We start from the raw sequence: 18,351 nt of genomic DNA on the forward strand, positions 1-18,351 counted from the left end.
TCGGACACATTGAATCAGGAAGCAAACAGAATTTTATAGAGTTTTGGCAACGGAGAAGATGATTTCTCTCAAAATGAGCTAGACTATTTTAACCAATGCAAAGAAAAATTGAATATCGAAAGAAATTTAACCCTTCGATCTATACATCTATTAAAGCCGAGTCAAAAAGATAGCTAACATTTTGGAGAAGGGGGTGAAAGGGGAAATTTTGAGATGCTTTTACTCAAAAATTCTCCTTTCGCCTCGTAGATCAAGCCAAGGTGTTTTTCCTGGGCGCAGACCCTTTTCAAAGTAGAACCAGCCAAAAAAGCTCATGCCTCACCTTCCCTCTAATGGGAAGGGGTGCCAAGCGGCGAGCGATAGTCCCCCCATGATTGGGGGCTAGGGGGCTGATCTTTTATCTTTTCTCTATTCCTTTTGTTGGTATACTTGTTGAATAATCTAAATTAAGGAGCGTATCAAAATGATCACCATTCTCGCCGAAAAACCCGATCAAGGACGGAAATTAGCCGCTCCATTTCGCCATAAAAAAGAGCAATCGTTTATCCAGATAGAACCATGTTCACAGTTCCCTAAAGGCGCTAAGGTCATCTGGGCAATTGGCCACCTATGCAAGTTGCAAGATCCTAAAAAATACAACCCTGATTGGGAGAAATGGAATCTAGAATCGCTACCTATTATTCCAGAGAAATTTCAATACCAAATGGCAGAAGGAAAAAGTAGCCACTTCAAAGCAATCAAGGACCATCTAAAAACTGCTCAAGAGATCATTATAGCTACGGATCCGGCCCGTGAAGGGGAGTACATTGCAAGAGTCATCATCCAGATGGCCGGAGTTCCTAAAACAACATCTATTAAGCGATTTTGGTGTTCCAGTCTTACAGAGAGTGCCATCAAAAAGGGATTTGAAAACCTGCGTCCTGGTGAGGAGACAAAACCTCTTTATTACGAAGCCAAGGCCCGATCTGAAAGTGATTGGATAGTCGGGATTAATAGTAGTCGTGTGTATACGCTTCTAATGAGGAGAAGAGGCATTCCTGAAGCGTTTTCTACAGGCCGGGTACAAACACCCCTCTTAACACTCATTCGGGGCAGAGAAGAGGAAATAGAGCGCTTTAAAGCAGAACCTTTCTGGGAATTAGAAGCCATCTTTGCTTTCAGTCAACACAAGTTCAAAGGGAAGCACCAAACACGTTTTTCTGAAAAAGAAAAGGCAGCAACCATCCTACACGAAATCCAAGGAAAGAACGGCATTGTAACGAGTGTAAATACTGAGCTCAAAACTACCAAACCGCCTATGTTTCATAGTCTTTCTACTCTACAAACAAAGCTTAATAGAAAACATAAGTTAGCACCTGCTAAGGTACTAGAGTTAGCCCAATCCTTATATGAGAGAGGATACATTTCATACCCACGTTCTGACTCACAACATGTTACTGTGGCTGAGGCTTCTACTTTTCCAGGGATCCTTAACAGCCTAAAATCATGCTACAAATCCCTACTGAATAGTAACTTGAAGGACATCAGTGGCGAGAAACGATATGTAGATGAAAAGAAAGTGAGCGATCACTATGCCATTATTCCGACAGACCAGATTCCTGATCTAGACAAGCTTTCTCCAGATGAGAAAAAAACATATGATGAAATCGCTCGCTCATTGATTGCTGCTCATTATCCAGATCACAAATTCAACCAGACCACAGTCATTACCAATATTGAAAAATACGAGTTTAAGACAACAGGAAAGCAAGTCGTGGTGAATGGTTGGAAAGATGTCTATCAGGATGAAAAATCAGATGACCAGGATAAAGAGAATCAACAACAACTTCCTCCCCTCCAGCAAGGTCAACAGGTAGAAGCTGCTCCTTCGCTTAAAGAAGGCATGACTCAACCACCTAAACGGTATACAGAGGGTGATCTCATCTCGCTTATGAAGACGGCTGGAAAACATATTGAAGATGAAGAGCTCTCCAGCATGAAAAGTATGGGCCTTGGAACGGAAGCTACCAGATCTGGTATGATTCAAACGCTGAAAGATCGTGAGTACATTGTTGTAACAAAAAACACGGTTTGGGTCACAGAAAAAGGCAAACTCTTAGTCATGGCTGTCCAAGGATCAGCGCTGGCCAAACCAGATCTAACAGCAAAATGGGAACAATATCTCTACCAAATTGGCCAAGGTCAAAAGCCATCTGCTCCCTTCATTGAGACATCAAAAAAACTAGCGAAAACCATTGTCGACCAAGCGAAACTGAATGCGGAGAATTGGGATGTGTCAGCAGCTGCACAGGAGATCAAGGCAAAGTTACATGTAGGGAAGTGTCCTCTTTGTGGTGAAGATGTTGCGGCTCGAAAGAGCTTCTATGGATGCAATGGCTATCAAAAGGGGTGCAAGTTCACTATACCCGGAGCCATACTAGGGAAGAAAATATCAGAAGCCAATATACGTAAACTATTAGAGGGAAAGAAGTCTGGGATCATCAAAGGATTGAAATCGAAAGCTGGAAAGACTTTCGATGCAGCTTTAAAACTAGAGAATCAGGAGATAAAGTTTGTATTTGCAAAAAAATAGCATCCAAGGGGGAATAGGCATGACGCACAAATGTAAAAAATGTGGTTTGAGCGAATATGAGCACTGGATAGTGGGTTGGGAGATAAGAAAACGAACAAAATTTGGAGATGAAGTTTGCAAGTACTGTGAGTTTAAAGAAGGGTATCCATTACTCACAAATCATGAGAAGGATTTGATCGAACATATCATAAGAGGTTGGATTGTTAATCAAATTTATTCAGTTCTCACTCGTGGTAAGGGATACGGTGTACCAATAGTAGATGATCAGACTTGTAAAAAAATGTTAGATGAAACCATAAACCCTCTCTTGAAGCTCATACCGCATACAAAAGAAAGCCTAGTAGATGAGGCAGTAGATATGATCGGTGAAGACGGTGAAATGCTTAGAAAGAAATTTCAATATTGATCACTGGTGCCTTTCACACCAATGTGGGAGCTAAAATGAGACAGTTTACAAAGTAAATCATCGTATGATTATGAGATCGAGGCTCCTGTGGATCTGGAAGACAGCGAGTTACCTTTCTAGGCTTCATTAAGAGGATGTTAATAATGATATTTGATAAGAAGAAATTTGTTTTTCCAAAAAAATAATGAGGTGAACCTATGAATAAAAAGAAATATGTCATGTTAGAATTTGATGAGGAAACAGGACGTGTTGATATAGAGCTAGGAAATATGCATGTGAAAAATCCGGATGACATCTTTATGATTCATCAAGCAATGAAAGAATACACAGAGCGAACAGAGAGACTACTAAAAGTCCTGATTCAGATGGATAATATAAAAGCTCCACAACAGAATCTGCAATGATTGTCGCAATCCTAAGCGTTGCTATCGCCGTCCTAGTAAGTACCTCGCTCATCTCGGCTCTATTCGGAAAAACAACATTGCTTAAACTATTGTTTCAAGTTACTGGTACTCTATTGATACTGGGATTGCTGTTCTCCTTTTTGCTCATTCTAACCTTTGTTTTGACGAAAAAATAGCGAAACACAATACCACAATACATAGTTAGAAAGGATGGTAAGAGATATGGTTGTAAACAAAAACATACTGACGTACTCCATAATTAGTATTGTTATCATCATAACCGGGTTGGCAATCTCCTGTAATCGTGGATCTTCCCTCGATGGAAGTTGGAGTTTGTCTGATAAACAGCCTGCATGTGCTAAGAAGTTCTCTTTTTTGAACAAAAATACTATATCGTTTGTAACAAGTGATTCTAGTAGCTCGTTGGCTGGAACATACAAAGAAATCGAAAACAACAAGTATAAGCTAGACTTCAAGGTCTACTCAAAAGTCACTCTTATCAAACAATCCGGGAATACCATGACAGTTCAAGATGAAGGAGATTCCGGTGTTTGTACATACAAAAGAGACTAAAAAAAGCACCTCCAATAACTGAACTGGAGGTGCTTTTTTATGGCCAATCAACGAAACCTTGGGATTTCCAGGCTACCTGTCATAGTTTATTACCCAACCTTTTTTCGAACTACGCTTCTCATTATTGTAGAAGCAGCTCCGACTACAGCTCCAGAGGCAGCACGGCCAGATCCTGTTGAGTACATCCACTCTTTTAGGAAGGATGGGGCTTTGACAATCAGAAACATGAAGCCAATTGCGAAAACAAAGTTCTCTAAATTTGCTGTCCTAGTTTCTGTAAAGAAGGTCATCATTAAAACGATCATAAGCACTTGAAGAGCTTGAGTATAGATAGTGCTTAATAGATGCCGCCACCAAACAGAAAATAGATTGTATTCCTGATTCAAGTTGGTTGCAATGCAGAACGGTCCCAGAATCAAAAGCAATATTAATTCTGCGCTCCGGATCGCCATTTGAAAACAGACAACTAATAGCATTACCGCAAGCAAAAGGAGACAAATAATCAAAACGGCTCCCTCTAAAGCAGCTTCACCAAACGTTTTTTGAAACATATCTATCTTCAGACCACCATTTGCCAACCCTACGACAATCCAGTTGTTCAGATCGAGCAAATAACGAAATATCGTAGGGAGTGAGCCGATCATAAAAGCAGAAAAAATAAGTTTCCGTACTAATAACTTTAACTCTGCGGGATTCTCATCGACATTGAGCATCACAATAAATCTTATAGACTGATATACCAAAAACAGAGTAAGGAAAGTCCATGAAAATTGCTCAAAATAACCGTAATACTTTTTCACAGTTGTATTTTCTAGTATGGTCGCTGGTTGTATAGTAAACTTCCCCACTAGTGCGAGGGCATTATCCATAAGCCACTTGGCGCTTTGATATAACCATTTCTCAAAGTAACAAGCCGGATTAACACCACACCATTTATCCATAGACTCTTCAGCTTTCTCTTTGGCTACTTCTTCATCTGTCTTTGGTTTCATCCCCCAGGCACCACTACTATTCTTCGGATCGAGACTTTTAGGTGCTGGTTGCTCTGCAACCACCATATTAGAGATAGCTGGAAAAGCCAAAGTCACAATAAAAATGATGAACAGTGCAAGCTTCAACCACTTCTTTACTTTCAACCATTTATTTATCTTTTCCATTTGTTCTTGGCTCAATGGTTATCGTCACCTTCCTTTGAAAGCGGCTCAACCGACTCCAAATGGTACTGATTCACTTTCAAGCTCTTACCATCTTGAATGATATCAACAAGCATTTCGTAGTCATTGCCCATGATCTTCTTATCTACATTAAAAGAGATTTTATACCGTACTAACACCTGATATTTCTTGGATTCATCTGACGTATTCTTTCTTAAAAACGTAGATGTTATTGAGAAGTTTTCCTTCACGCCCTTGGCGAGTTCTTCTCCCTCGTGTTCTTCATCATTATCTTCGTCATGGGGAACCAAGATTGTTTTTTGTACTTGAGGGGTTGTAATCGCTCCTATTTTCTCTCCATTGCCCTCTGCCTTGATGTTCGTGAGTAGCTTAACAAAATCATTTGCTACATCCATCGCTTTTTCTTTCTGATCTGCTTTCTCCACTTGTTTCTCTAGGGTCCCAATTCGTGAATTTTGATTCAGTATCCACGCCAGAGAAGCTATTAAAACTAGGGAAGAAAGTACTAAACCTACTAAATATCTATTCAAATGCCCACCTCATTTCGATCAACGTAAGTTAACATACTTCTCGGAATCCACCTTCGTAGCACTCTGCACGGGTTTTCCCAAACGGATTTCCAAATGAAGATGCGGCCCAGTACTGTGTCCAGTGGAACCACATTTCCCAATGACTTGTCCCTGCTTGACAGTCTGACCAACTTGTACTCCTCTACTGGATAAATGTCCATATAGAGAGGAGGTGTTTCCTCCGTGGTCGATTACAATGACGTTTCCATATCCCCCGTACCCGTCACCTTTTACGGCTGATTGAGAAACAACAACGACTCCATCCTTTGCCGCATATATAGGTGGAGATTGCTTATTGCATGAAATATCCGTCCCTTGGTGTGGTTTTCCACCACGCATTTTTCCGAATGGAGAAGATATCCGGTATTGCTTGTCCAACGGACGAATGAATCCTCCTGGTGAAATCGGTCCCGTATTTCCAATTTCGCCGGGATCTGCATCACAGTGGTAGGAAAGCCCTCCCAAACTATTTATGTACTTCTTTACCGTCGGGATCCAGTGTCTATTTAGGTTGGTAGGATCGTTCGCCGCTCCCAGAGGGGCGTACTTAGGTCCAATCGTTTCCGGGATCGTTAACCCTTGTTTGACATACAATCGATATAGATTGCTTGTCATTTTGTCAATCCCTTCATCCAAGCTGGAAAAGGTCATAAGGCCGCCCTTCCCCATCATACCTCCCGGATTATTTTTAGATCGGACGGCTTTAGAAGTCCCATTACCGGTCTCGTGGAAGGCGATGGCTGCTACGAGTACTGGATCGACTCCGTACCGCTGGCCAGCTGAGATAAACGCCTCCGCCTTGCCTTCAAATACACCTTTTCCTTGAAGCTTCTGTTGTAACTCACTCACTGAAATGAGGCTACCACTAGGTCTGCAACTTGCAGCACTTGCAGTTGGAGTCGTTTGAGGCATGGTAGAAGCACCACCAAAGATGAAAACCCCGGCTACCAGTAGACTAATCACAAAATAACTACCGTACTTGATGAGCTCCGCCGTTAGTCTAGCCTTTAACATTATCCGTTAATAGCCTTTCTTCTGTACGTCTTCTCGTATCTCTCTGGATCCCATATACGAAGTTCTTCCGGACTCAACTCGATCTGGATACTAACTTTTTTGGATCCGCTCACATAGATCCCTTTCCCGGCATTCTTGTTTCGATCTGCATCCCGTACTACGATCAACTTCTCTTCTTCTTCTGAGAAGTTCTCTGCTGTACGATTTTTGATGGCGTTCATTTCCTCCTGCAACATTGGGAGGTATAGCTTCGAAATCGAATTCAAAATGACTGCTTCGCCATAATTTCGGCTCCCATCAACAGCACTGAGAAAATCCCCCACCTGTTGGGTTGCCGAAGTCACTCCTCCTCGGAAACCCCTAATCAACTTATACATACTAGCCAAAAATTTCATGGCTAGGGGATTGTTTGGATCCGCTAAAATGTGCGCCTCATCCACATATATTTGTTTAATGTTTTTATCCTTTAACGCGTCATCTTGTAAAAAAGTAAGGATATTAAACATCGCCACTTGTTGTAATTCCCCCTCGTCTCGAAGGTCGAATATATCGAACACGATGAGGTCATTTGAAAGATCTACATTCGTGTGGCCGTTGAAAACTCTGGAATATGATCCTTTAACGTAAGGGTATAAAACTTGATATAATCTATCCAGCTGCTTATATCTCTCTTCTTTTTTCATCAACGTTTCTAGCATTTCATATAGGTCTTGGAGGATCGGATAATCTTTACTTGTGAGCTTAGAAAAATCAGTCCGCCAGTTAATGTTCTTACTATCATACAAATCGACTAAAACCTGCTCTAGTAAAGCCATCTCAACTTGACTATCCTTCAAATCTCGATATATAAGGGTGAACAAAGTCTTTAGACGAGTAATTTTTTGGTGCAACAGAGAAGATTCACTTTCATTTTTATTCCGGGTTTCGTCTTTGGGAATCGTTGAATTCATGATCTCCAGCAAGTTTATCTTGTTTTCGCCCATTGGGGATATCTTGATCCATTCCCCACCTAACTCTTGGACTTTATCCCCGAACTCTCCCTTTGGACAGATAATCCGAACCACGGTTCCTTGGATCCATCTTCGAACTATATCTCCCCAAAGGTAAGTAGACTTTCCTCCTCCTGCCATCCCGATCACTACTTCGTTACGATTTAAGAGAGCGTTATGGTCCACCATGACGATAGAGTTTGTTTTAAGGTTCTTTCCTTTAATTACTCCTCTTTCGGAGAAGATCTCGCACTCATCGAAAGGAAACAGAGCTGACAAAGATTCCGCATCAAAATTCCGTTTTGTCATCTCGCTGACTTTGTGAGATTGCACAGGAAGGGCGCTGAAAAACGCTTCCATCATACGGCAATTTGGCTCTTTGACTTGGAGATATTGGCTCGTTTGTGTCTTGATGCTATGTGTGATCATATCTAGTTCTTCTAAGCTAGTTGCTTGGATATGAATGAGCATATGCTCATCAAACATCTCGGTCTTTCCTCTAACCAAATTTGTTAAGAGAACCTTTTGATTCTCGATATAGTTCGCAGCTTCAATCCTATCGATATCTCGTGCATAACGATCGTTGCCTTTTGTCCTATATTCTCTAATGGAATTGTTGAGGTATTTTTTCATTTCCTCAATTGAAGTAGGCTCAATGTGATGAATCACAGACACGTTATGGCTCATATTGTGTAACCTCTCTAAGAAGTTGGCCTCGATATCACTAGAAAACTTTGTAACCGCAAGGGTGCGGCAAAAATTCCCCCCAAAACGGACGTAATTTCGATGCTCCTCTATGCTGTCCGGAGAGATCATATTAAGGAGTCCTGAGTTATTCCCAATTAGATTCTCGATGCTTATTTTTTCTTTTTTCTTTGATTTCCAAAGAGGCATATTACCTCTCCCCTCCTAATCAATCAAATTCTCTTCTTTAAGCATGATCTGAGCTGTTTCCATCAAATTTCGTTTCCCGATCATGTATGGATATTCTCTAGCATCCGCTTCTGACATCCCTTGTAGTTGGGCATGTTCATAGTCAAAGAACATGTGTAAGCACTTCCGTAATTCCTCGTTCGTTAACTCCGATACTTCAAGTTTCTGACGATATAGCATCTCTTCAAGCTTGAACTTTAAATCCTGAACTCTCGTCTTTAAGACCTGAATAGCCTTATCTTTCGATCTATCGTCTGTAAATGGTTCACTAATCACTACATATCTACTTCGACGTATCATATTTCGGTCTTCCTGGAGCTGCTTGGCATATGCGATATAGTTCTGCATCATGCTCTTTTTATATGGATTTTCAATTTGCTTCAACTGTTTATTTAGATCAAATAAATAGCTCTTCAAATCAATAGGTTGGGAAACTCTTGCTATCTGTATCGGCTTGTCCAAAGACTTCAAAAAATTCTCATATGACTTTAAAATTTCTCTCTCTTCGGAATATGACATCAAATGAGTATTTACGGAAGTGACCGAAAGAATTTTCACTAACCGACGATCTGTCGTCTCTATCATTTCGCTGTAAATGGCCTTGATCGGGATTAGATCCTGAACCGATTTCTCTGCTTTCACCTGCTTACTCAACAAAAATCACCCTCCCATCCTTTTTTGTTTGAAATAGAATTTTTTTTGTCTTTGACGAAAGCGAACTATCCAAATTAAAAACTGGAGTAAGTTAATGTTCCTTCTTTCACGGATGGGGCGCATAACTATCATTGCCACACCAAGAGTCAGGGGAAGCAAAGCTAATATAAGCCTAATCTGTTGGTAAATAGCATCATCAACATCCGGGAATACCTCATAAATCAACCAGCCAAGACCAATCAGGGGAACCACCACTAATAGATAAACGAATTTAAATGAGCGAACGAGATAGATTGATTTATCTATCTCATCGGGAATTTTGAATTTTTTTCTTGCATTCATGCTGAATGCCCACCTCCACTACTTAGCTAAATCCTTTTTGTAGCCAAGACATGATCGGCTTGGCCATTAGACCAAATGCTATTGCTCCGACTACCCAGTAGAGCCAATTTTTGTACTTTTGACGTTGATGTTCATCATTAGAAACAGCCATCATGATCGAAATGACAATAAATGCTAACGTTCCAACAGTCGGTAATACAATTTGAAGTTTGTCGACTATCTGTGTTATCAACCAATCATTCCCTTTAACAATGGGGTTTCCTTCATCCTCCCCTTTCTTTTTTGGGTCTGCGGCTAACATCATTAAAGCGAAAAACTTTGAAGATAGAAAATTCATTCTTACACCTCTTTTTCTTTATGTAAACACATTATAATTCAATAATGCTTAATCTTCAAACCACAAAATACAAGTCAAATACCTTTACATTACTCAAAATACATAATGACCGATTATCTATGAAAGGTAATCGGTCATTTCTCATTGTCTTACACCTTTTTAGATACAGTTTTGTGGATATATGCAGTAGATCCATCTTTCAATTTTACTTGGTACCACTCGCTAGACACGCCGATAAGAGTTAATTTTGTCCCCTTACTAATTCGTTGGCGAATCTGAGCCGTAGTAGATGGGTTTGACCGCACGTTAACTAGGTTTTCAATCGTTACGATGGAACCCGTTGCCTTAGTAAAGGCGTTTGATGATGTCGTTGGTGATGTATGTGTGGATCCAGTAGAACCCGAAACAGAGGTAACAAAATCTTTTCGGATAAAGCCAGTCTTTCCACCAGATACTCTTACCTGGTACCAGTCTCCAGCCTTCCCAATTACATCGACCATAGTGCCATTGTTTAATTGAGTGACCACAAATGCCCCAGTTGATGGGCCTGTACGCACATTAACTTGATTGCCTTTGATTTTTAATTTTCCTGTGGAAGCTTGTACAGTTATAGAAGAATCTCCAGCCCATTTACTTTTTGAGCTACCACTGTGGATCCATACAGGTATTCCCTCTGGAATCAGACCATATAGCTCTAGTAGATTTGCTTCGTTCATGCGAATACAACCATTAGAAACGTATTTACCAATCGAATTCGGCTGATTTGTCCCGTGGATTCCGTAGACACGGCCATTGTCGCCTTTCACACTGAATCCGATCCATCTTTTCCCAAGTGGATTTTCAGGACTACCACCAGGAATCCCCTTCCAACCAGGCTGAACAATTTTGACTACCATCGGAAATGTTCCCTCTGGTGTGAGATCTTTAGTACGTCCAGTAGCAACAGGATACGTCTTTGTAACTTTTCCATCTTTGTATAGATAGAGTTTGTTGGTTTTTTTGTTGATTTCGATCTTGTAGTCTGGTGCTGCTGCTTTTGCATCAGACGTAAAACTACCTAATAAAACTGTGAATGCCACCATAAATACAAGTAGCCATTTTGTGTACTTCAAATTTTCCCCTCCCATTTATGTATGTATTTATTCTACATCAATTTTAATTCGTGTTGCTCAATAATATTATCAATTAAATACAGTACAAATATTGACAGTTGACCTTTAAAAAAGGAAAATAGGGATAGTTGCAAGTATTGCATTAAAGAAATCTCCTCTGTAATAATAAAAAGAAGCTATTCCTTGGAGCCGGTATTCTTTAGGAATAGCTTCTTTTATCATGTTTTCGATTTAAAGGTTGCCACAAAGATGATCCTATGATTAAAATAGGAGACAAGTGCAATTTCTTTCTCAAGGATCTTCTTTTTAGAAGATATATAATAAAAAGAAGCTATTTTCCTATGGCTCAGGGAAATAGCTTCTTTTTTATTCATTTTATTTCTGGGGAGCCGTTGTAGGTAAAAACACCTAAACTAATATGCTCCTCCGAACCTCTCTTACGTACATACTTACGTACATACTTACGTACATACAAGTGAGAGATTTCTGATCTCTCACTTGTATGATTGAATCTATTTTTTCATCCAGAACTTGATTAGGTCATAATTTTTCCCTGTGAATCGTGGGCCGTAGGCTATCGAATCACGATCACTCAAACTGTTCAAACTAATAGCGGCCACTACGCCAGCTTTCGAGTTCCACATAGGCCCACCGGACATGCCACCTTCGGTATATTGATTCGTCATCATGTACTGATTGTACAAGTCTGTCAGCTTGCCTAGAGAATTGTACTGATATAGTCCCTTGTTAAGAAATTCGGGGCTTTCAGCTGGATACCCGTGCGCTAATACTTGCTCACCAACAGCATGTTTAGTAGATCGGATAGCAAGCGATGAGTCAGATTTTTTATCAACCCGTATTGCGGCGACATCTACAGGGGGAACTTTCGTCGGATCAAGTTTCCCATTCGAATCCCTTTTTACCTTGGTGAAGTCGGAGTTAACCCAAAAAGCATCTGTATAGGAAGCTGGGTAGGGTTGATCAACTCCATTCAAGGCTCTAACAACCATGATAGAGTTTGCCGCCCTTATTCCCTCTGGCCTGTCAATATCCCATACACAATGAGAAGCTGTTAAAACCGTATCCTCGTCTACATGGAATCCTGTACAGAGATAATAATTGCTTGGATCGTCAGGATTATGACCATTGTCAAAACTCATCATGAGTGTGGCAATTGAGTTGTTCGGATGCAATGAGGTATTAGTGATTTTGCTCAAGTCCTTTGAGCTTCCTTGAGTAATAATTTTAGGTGATGGTTGCAGACTTTCTGATTCATCCTTAGCGGTCTCTTGAGAGTGTGGTACCTGTTCGATTGATCCATCGCTACCTATACTGGCACCTGATGGCAAGGACTGCAACGTCTCTTGAGAAATAGAGTTGATATCTGGCTTCCCACTTGTTTTTAAAGTAAACTTCTTTTGTTTTCTCGCTTCTTGAGCAATTTTAAGTAGCTGCTCTTGTTGTGCTTTTGGGAGATCTTCTAGGCTCACTCTAGAGAAATCAGCCGAGCTACTATTTGGAGTTGCTTTCGGTTGTTCTGATAGCACAAAAATAGATACGCTCACAAGACTACCTATTAGTATTGTTTTGAATATGGTTTTGATCATCATAGTATCCCCCTTACTAATATAAATGTAATTGTATTTTTCTAATTAATAGAAATCAATGAATTTTTTTGATAATATAAAGAGGATATTGGAGGGAGAATCTATGATACCAAAAAAACGCTGGATTCCTGCTTTGATTCTATTTGGATTACTTATTGCCGGAGGGAGAATCTATGATACCAAAAAAACGCTGGATTCCTGCTTTGATTCTATTTGGATTACTTATTGCCGGAGGTGGCTTCTGGTATCTATATGATGATCGGGTTGATGTAACAATTGAAATTGTTGACGAAGAAAATGTGCCACAAAAAGTAGATCTTTTCGTTGTTGAATCAGGGGAAATGTATCCTTTCAGGCCGTCCAGTACAGATGCCAGTGGAAAGCTTCGTTTGAAGTTAGAGCCTAGTCTGTATAGGTTTGATGTTCTAACTGATTCCTCTTGGGAAGAGATTGATGAGAAAAAAGAAGTCAGCAAAGAAAATTCCAAGTTTCGCTTTGTTTTAAAAAAAAGATCGATAAACAAATAAAATAAGCTGGTTCCTAATAAGGACTAGGACAGCTACCCTATCACTAGGCCAGTATAAAACAAACAGATCTCGGCTAAAGTAAAATAGTAATACCATAGATTTACTAGTAGTCATTGTAACTTTCCCCTTTGAAAGCACCAGCACCTATAGTTATAGTAGGTGCTATTTTTGCATCCAGTCATAATACAACCGCTCTAAACAGACCTCAATACAAGTAATCAAGGTTTAGCTACAAACAATCCTAAAAATAACGTTACAAAACCCAAAAACCAATACATTCTCCCCCTACATGGTCCAAATACAGATCCAGCAACTGTGTCATATAGTGCAATTTCAGAAGAAAATGGAATAAATACCAAATTAAGCCTTTCTCTATTATCTTAGCGTAGTGAAAAACTACTTGGTATACACTGTTAAGCTCTTAACGTATACCTTATCTGCATAAAAAACTAGTCTGAAATACAGACAAACTACCGCCCTTCGGTTGCTGAATTCCTCTCTTCGAAAGGGAGAAGAACACTCCCTTCCTCAGAATCAGAATAGGATTCTCCTACAAAACAAATGACGATCCAGCATACAGGATAGAGTTAAGTGTTTACAAACATTATTACGCAGGCTCTAGATATACCCCTTCCCCATCAAATCTAATCTAGAAAAACCATAGCAGCTAGAGGAAGAAACCCAAAAACTATCAGAACGACCCATGCAGATATACAGTCGAATGCATAAAGATAAAGAAGAGAACAAAAGAAAAAACCCTCCAGCAAAAAGCTGAAGAGCAAATGATAAAAACCTAAAAACCAACCACCCAAGACCTAAACCAGTCCAATTATATATGTTTATAGTGACAACCATTTCACGGGAACATATGTTCTCAAAAACTACCTTGCCTAGAGGAGACCTTTTGCTTATAGTGACAACCATTTCACCCCTATAATGACACACTGTGGTCACTTAATTCCTTCTTCAATTGTTGCACCCTTCTTACTGTTACACCTAGCTTCTCGGCCAACTCTTTATTTGTAAAATTACCGATCTCTAGTAATTTTTGTAAATCTTCTAACTTACTTTCTGTTTTTTGACGTTCTTTCGTAACGTATTCCTCACGTGTAGTTGATCCACGCTTCTCTCTCTGATACCCTGTATTCCTTTGACGTTTGATCACTCTTCCAATCAAAACACGGAAATGCTCCATTTCATCGCTTGTGATATCCAGCTTTCGGATGATCGTACTGGACATCTCCGGCTTGATGAGCTTTGATGGTAGCCCTCGTACTTGGTATTCGTTTTCCGCAAAAGCTTTGAGAAACGCAGCTGCATCCTCATAAGCTGACTTAACAGTCTCCGTCACTTCTTTTACAAGCAATGGCTCTGTAAATCGCTCATTGATTTGTCTTGTAAAAGTAAGGGTACCCTTTTGATTTTTCAAGATGAGACCTACAGTAAATGCGTATGTATACAAAAAAGTGTTTCGATAATCGCTCATCTTGCCTTCACGTAGTCGAACAAGAAGCTCCAGATCGTCCTTCTTCTTGGTGTTCAGACTATAAAGGTTAACGACTCCATCAGGAGGCCGTAGGATCACTACATTTTGCTTCTGTTTCTTTCGGGACTTCCGTATCTCTTCAAGTGGTGTCACATATCCGTAGAGGATGTCCAAACTATATTCTTCTGGATTCCAAATATCCGCCGTAGCTTTAACCTGATTTTTCTGGTTTACCGTTCCAGGGAATCGCAAAACTCGTGTTGGATCTGTTGTTTGTGCATCCGCTCCAAGGAATGACAACTTGTCAATATATTGAGAGGTTATGTACCTGGTGAACCAGGACATTTGAGGAGCAGCTCCCCCCTCAATTGCATAGATTAACTGAATACCACGGCCAGAATGAATCAATAAATTCGGTTCGGGCAACATCTCGTCTAGAATCATACATTGAAGCTCGTCTCCAGCTTCTCTAGGTGTAGCTCCCACCCGATAAATATCAAGATCAATTCCGATATTCCGAATTTGCATCAAATCCGACTCTAAACGACTCCCCCACTTGAAAGCATTCAAAGAAAGGTACATATTGCTTTGTGAATGGGATTGAGCATATGTAAGCATCTTTTGTATATCGTTTAATCCCCACGATCTTTGTATCTTCTCCGGTAACTGTAAGGTGCTAACATAGCCAGTTTTCTTACTGGGTGACAAATAACAGTCTGTCCAATTCTCGATGGCGACTGCTTGTCTCATAGCATGAGAAACAGCAGGCATATTTTCCCCTTTCAAAAAAAGCCTGCCCTCCACCTCTTGCCTTTTTTCCTTAATCTGTATATACTTAAGGAAAGTAATTTGCTAAACGGCTTATCTCTATATCTTTGCTTTGGCGAAGAGTGGTGGTGAAGAGGCTATGATGTTCCCACAACATCATAGGCTTTTTCTTTTTTCTATTTAAGACTGTTTTTTAAAGCCTTTTTCTGGTAATAATACTATTTTATATGATTTGATAGGTTTCGTCTACTAGATTCGCAAAATAGCGATATCTAGTAATAGTTGACAAAAAAAGTATTTTTATGGCATATATAGCATCTTCTAACTAAACTAGACCTTTACGTCAAAACGTAATAGAGACGCTTTCGTTTGTCTCCATTCCCATATTTGTCACGGTTTTTACTTGCTTCGGGATACTTCCTTCTCGCACTCACTACCATCTCTATAAGTGCGCCTAGATCTTCTAGGACTATATCATCAGTCATGATCCGAATCTCCCATTCATGAATTGGATTTGGTTTCTGGTCAAATACATCGGATCTCTGTCCTCCACGTAGTTTCGAACTAGATATGTATCCTTGGCGTAACGCAAAGACTTGATGGATTATCTCTCTGAATTCATCATCATCAAAGTTCTCATGCAGAAAAATAGCAGCTTGATTAGTATCCATATACTTCCCCTCGATCATCATCTAGTAAATCAAACACCGTCAATTGATCCTCGTATACAAGAGTGATCTTCACTCCCTGCCAGTAATCATACCAAGACTCATGTGGCTCTGCTCCATTTTCTTCCTTTCGAATGCAATCCATATAGATTTCTACAGATTCCTCTCTATCCATTAGAGGAGCAATCGTTTCAGAAATATAGGCATGTACATAACCTATCTTCTCTGACTTCCCACTGATTGCTGCATAGATCGCCACCGCATTCGGATCATACTCATTACTTGGCTCTCTCTCTAAATGAAGTGATGTTTCTTCATTCATCTGTGCAATCAACTCTTGTCTCCCCTCGTACATAGGACCAGCTACTCTAGTTTCCTTCCTTCGACGAAATATTTTTTGTTTAGCTTGGATTTCTAGTCGGCCCTCATGTGATTCTTCCTGACTAAATTCGAAGATTCGTTTAAACCTATCTTTCTGTAACTGGTGGAATTCCCTAATAACCTGTGGATCCCCTTGATAAGTAATCTTCACTTGTCCTTCTCCTCCACAAAAATAAGTTCAATAGTAGCTTCCTTCCACTCTATCACTGACCCTCTACCTTGCATTCGATCTCCGGATTTTGCAAAAGTAAACCAAGAAATCTCTCCAATGACTTTGTTGTTCAAATCTAACTGTAAGCGGATAATATCCCTGACTCGATTGGGTAGACTGCCCAAAGTAACTTCTGCTCCATCCACTAAAGCAACCACTAGAACTTGTCCATTCTTTACTTGGAGCTCCAACTCTTGCTCCTCTTTCAATTGGCTCACAACATGTTGAACAGACTCAATACCTTGTATACGGGTTTGGATACTCTTTACCTTGCGATTACCCCGTTTAAATATCCGGAATGAAAGTCTTTCCTCTCCATCCAACCGCCACGAATCCAATCCGTCTTCCATATACTCTCCTAAAAAGGATCTAAGTGCCTTACCGTACTCACTTAATTCGTTTACAGAGCCTTCAAAAGTGGCATGTAAAATATCATCTGGATAGAACTTCTCGCACCAACGAATAGAGAAATCCATCTCTCTAACATGACACTGATTGTTTTTCTCTTTAATCTGACTCATGGATCCTTCAACTGATCCCCAAAAGCTTTCTTCTTCCCACCATATCTTCCACTTTTGATATTCCTCTCTCCGATCGTATAGACCATAATAATGATTACTGCCTATATTACGTATATAGATATATGCAACAGGCTTCTCATCAACAGAAGGTTCACGTAGTTTATTTCTGCGACAGAAAGACCAAGAAAGAAAGCCTTCAACACCATTGATATCCTCGTATCCATTGTAGCACCTACTACTACCCAAATAAGGTTGGCCACTCTCTTTTACTTCTGCTGCTGAATACCTTGTTTCTCCACTTGACAGCACCTTTGGCATTTACTCAATACCTCCCTTGAATTTCCTGTTTAACCACTGAAATAGTCTGGATCATCAAACTAAATGATGGTACTACATACAAGCTTATTAAAGAGAAGTAGAAAAGGCACAAAAGAAGCTATCTCCCTATAGATGACAACAGGTGGAGAGATAGCTTCTAAACCCCACGGCTAGTCACTAAATTATGGACTTTAAATACTTCACTCTTCTCCCCCAAGATCTTCAAAATCAACCAAATCATCCTGAACTGGGGCCCGAAGTTCATTTTCTTCTAGAAATTTATGTAAAGCCTCTAACTTGCGAATAATCACTTCATCTTTCATATCATTTAGAATATATCTGATATGCCAACCCTCCGATACACCCAAGATGATTCGATCAATCCATATTGGTCCCTCTTTACCTTTTTTCTTAATAGGTCTACCTACTTTGATATCCAGAAACTCATCTACTTCAAAGGCTAGAGCACTATCTGCCATGTTGTAACATTCCTCTCGATGTTTTATATCTTCTCTAAGCTTGGTACAATTTTTCATTCATGCGAATGACCTTCTCGATCTCTTGCTCTTGGGCCATCTTTTCGCCTTCCTCGACATCATCTATCGTCTCACAGTGGAGCGATCCCTCATCCATTTGCAGGTAGACAGCTCCATCTTGGAAGATCCCGATCGCCTCTTCACCATCCTTTAAACCGCCATACCTCGCTCCTATTTCAGAAAACAAGTTCATCATATCAATTTCCTCCTCTAGGTATTATTTAGCATTCATAGGGCTTTTCAGGTAC

General features: G+C 40.1%; 19 protein-coding genes. 4 read left to right on the plus strand and 15 right to left on the minus strand.

The window, feature by feature from the left end; all coding sequences use genetic code 11:
- Positions 1-463: 463 nt before the first annotated feature.
- From J2Z48_RS14455 to J2Z48_RS14465, 3 genes are all read left to right on the plus strand, one after another.
- Entirely contained in the window at positions 464-2,572 is a 2,109-nt protein-coding gene (locus J2Z48_RS14455) for a type IA DNA topoisomerase (RefSeq protein ID WP_307254672.1), read from the plus strand.
- Between the two features lie 19 nt (positions 2,573-2,591).
- Complete coding sequence (locus J2Z48_RS14460) at positions 2,592-2,978, plus strand: hypothetical protein (protein ID WP_307254673.1); 387 nt, start codon at positions 2,592-2,594, stop codon at positions 2,976-2,978.
- Between the two features lie 197 nt (positions 2,979-3,175).
- Complete coding sequence (locus J2Z48_RS14465) at positions 3,176-3,382, plus strand: hypothetical protein (protein ID WP_307254675.1); 207 nt, start codon at positions 3,176-3,178, stop codon at positions 3,380-3,382.
- A gap of 662 nt (positions 3,383-4,044) precedes the next feature.
- On the opposite strand, the gene J2Z48_RS14470 is transcribed toward J2Z48_RS14465, so the two are convergent.
- The 9 genes from J2Z48_RS14470 to J2Z48_RS14510 all read right to left on the minus strand — a co-directional run bounded on the left by J2Z48_RS14470 (position 4,045) and on the right by J2Z48_RS14510 (position 12,690).
- Positions 4,045-5,127: a conjugal transfer protein TrbL family protein gene (locus tag J2Z48_RS14470; protein WP_307254677.1), complete on the minus strand. Its 1,083-nt coding sequence runs from the start codon at positions 5,125-5,127 to the stop codon at positions 4,045-4,047.
- Entirely contained in the window at positions 5,124-5,660 is a 537-nt protein-coding gene (locus J2Z48_RS14475; protein WP_307254679.1) for a hypothetical protein, read from the minus strand. The genes J2Z48_RS14470 and J2Z48_RS14475 overlap by 4 nt, the downstream gene beginning before the upstream one ends.
- An 18-nt stretch (positions 5,661-5,678) precedes the next feature.
- Positions 5,679-6,713: a M23 family metallopeptidase gene (locus tag J2Z48_RS14480; RefSeq protein WP_307254680.1), complete on the minus strand. Its 1,035-nt coding sequence runs from the start codon at positions 6,711-6,713 to the stop codon at positions 5,679-5,681.
- Entirely contained in the window at positions 6,713-8,596 is a 1,884-nt protein-coding gene (locus tag J2Z48_RS14485; RefSeq protein WP_307254681.1) for a VirB4 family type IV secretion system protein, read from the minus strand. The genes J2Z48_RS14480 and J2Z48_RS14485 overlap by 1 nt, the downstream gene beginning before the upstream one ends.
- 15 nt (positions 8,597-8,611) lie before the next feature.
- Positions 8,612-9,292 (minus strand): TraC-like domain-containing protein, encoded by a 681-nt coding sequence (locus J2Z48_RS14490; protein ID WP_307254682.1) that lies wholly within the window; start codon positions 9,290-9,292, stop codon positions 8,612-8,614.
- Positions 9,293-9,295: 3 nt separating this feature from the next.
- The gene (locus J2Z48_RS14495; protein ID WP_307254684.1) at positions 9,296-9,631 is read right to left on the minus strand and encodes a hypothetical protein; all 336 of its coding nucleotides are present in this window, start codon (positions 9,629-9,631) and stop codon (positions 9,296-9,298) included.
- A 22-nt stretch (positions 9,632-9,653) separates the two neighbouring features.
- The gene (locus J2Z48_RS14500) at positions 9,654-9,968 is read right to left on the minus strand and encodes a TrbC/VirB2 family protein (protein ID WP_307254685.1); all 315 of its coding nucleotides are present in this window, start codon (positions 9,966-9,968) and stop codon (positions 9,654-9,656) included.
- Positions 9,969-10,117: 149 nt separating this feature from the next.
- Positions 10,118-11,080, minus strand: coding sequence for an SH3 domain-containing protein (locus tag J2Z48_RS14505; protein ID WP_307254686.1), 963 nt, complete (start codon positions 11,078-11,080; stop codon positions 10,118-10,120).
- Between the two features lie 512 nt (positions 11,081-11,592).
- Entirely contained in the window at positions 11,593-12,690 is a 1,098-nt protein-coding gene (locus J2Z48_RS14510) for a trypsin-like serine peptidase (RefSeq protein WP_307254687.1), read from the minus strand.
- A 170-nt stretch (positions 12,691-12,860) separates the two neighbouring features.
- Here J2Z48_RS14510 and J2Z48_RS14515 point away from each other — a divergent pair, with 170 nt between their 5' ends.
- Positions 12,861-13,214, plus strand: a complete 354-nt coding sequence (locus J2Z48_RS14515) for a hypothetical protein (protein ID WP_307254689.1) — start codon at positions 12,861-12,863, stop codon at positions 13,212-13,214.
- 931 nt (positions 13,215-14,145) lie between these two features.
- On the opposite strand, the gene J2Z48_RS14520 is transcribed toward J2Z48_RS14515, so the two are convergent.
- The 6 genes from J2Z48_RS14520 to J2Z48_RS14545 all read right to left on the minus strand — a co-directional run bounded on the left by J2Z48_RS14520 (position 14,146) and on the right by J2Z48_RS14545 (position 18,299).
- Positions 14,146-15,486, minus strand: a complete 1,341-nt coding sequence (locus J2Z48_RS14520) for an AsnC family protein (RefSeq protein WP_307254691.1) — start codon at positions 15,484-15,486, stop codon at positions 14,146-14,148.
- Positions 15,487-15,806: 320 nt separating this feature from the next.
- Positions 15,807-16,139: a hypothetical protein gene (locus tag J2Z48_RS14525; RefSeq protein ID WP_307254693.1), complete on the minus strand. Its 333-nt coding sequence runs from the start codon at positions 16,137-16,139 to the stop codon at positions 15,807-15,809.
- Positions 16,129-16,668, minus strand: a complete 540-nt coding sequence (locus J2Z48_RS14530) for an HIRAN domain-containing protein (protein ID WP_307254695.1) — start codon at positions 16,666-16,668, stop codon at positions 16,129-16,131. Before J2Z48_RS14530 ends, J2Z48_RS14525 begins: the two co-directional genes overlap by 11 nt.
- Positions 16,665-17,567 carry a hypothetical protein gene (locus tag J2Z48_RS14535; protein ID WP_307254696.1) on the minus strand — a complete coding sequence of 301 codons (903 nt, stop codon included), beginning with the start codon at positions 17,565-17,567 and terminating at the stop codon, positions 16,665-16,667. Before J2Z48_RS14535 ends, J2Z48_RS14530 begins: the two co-directional genes overlap by 4 nt.
- A gap of 200 nt (positions 17,568-17,767) precedes the next feature.
- Positions 17,768-18,046 carry a hypothetical protein gene (locus J2Z48_RS14540; protein WP_307254698.1) on the minus strand — a complete coding sequence of 93 codons (279 nt, stop codon included), beginning with the start codon at positions 18,044-18,046 and terminating at the stop codon, positions 17,768-17,770.
- A 34-nt stretch (positions 18,047-18,080) separates the two neighbouring features.
- Entirely contained in the window at positions 18,081-18,299 is a 219-nt protein-coding gene (locus tag J2Z48_RS14545; protein WP_307254700.1) for a hypothetical protein, read from the minus strand.
- Between the last annotated feature and the right edge of the window lie 52 nt (positions 18,300-18,351).

This window comes from Croceifilum oryzae (assembly GCF_030814315.1).
GTDB lineage: Bacteria > Bacillota > Bacilli > Thermoactinomycetales > Thermoactinomycetaceae > Baia > Baia oryzae.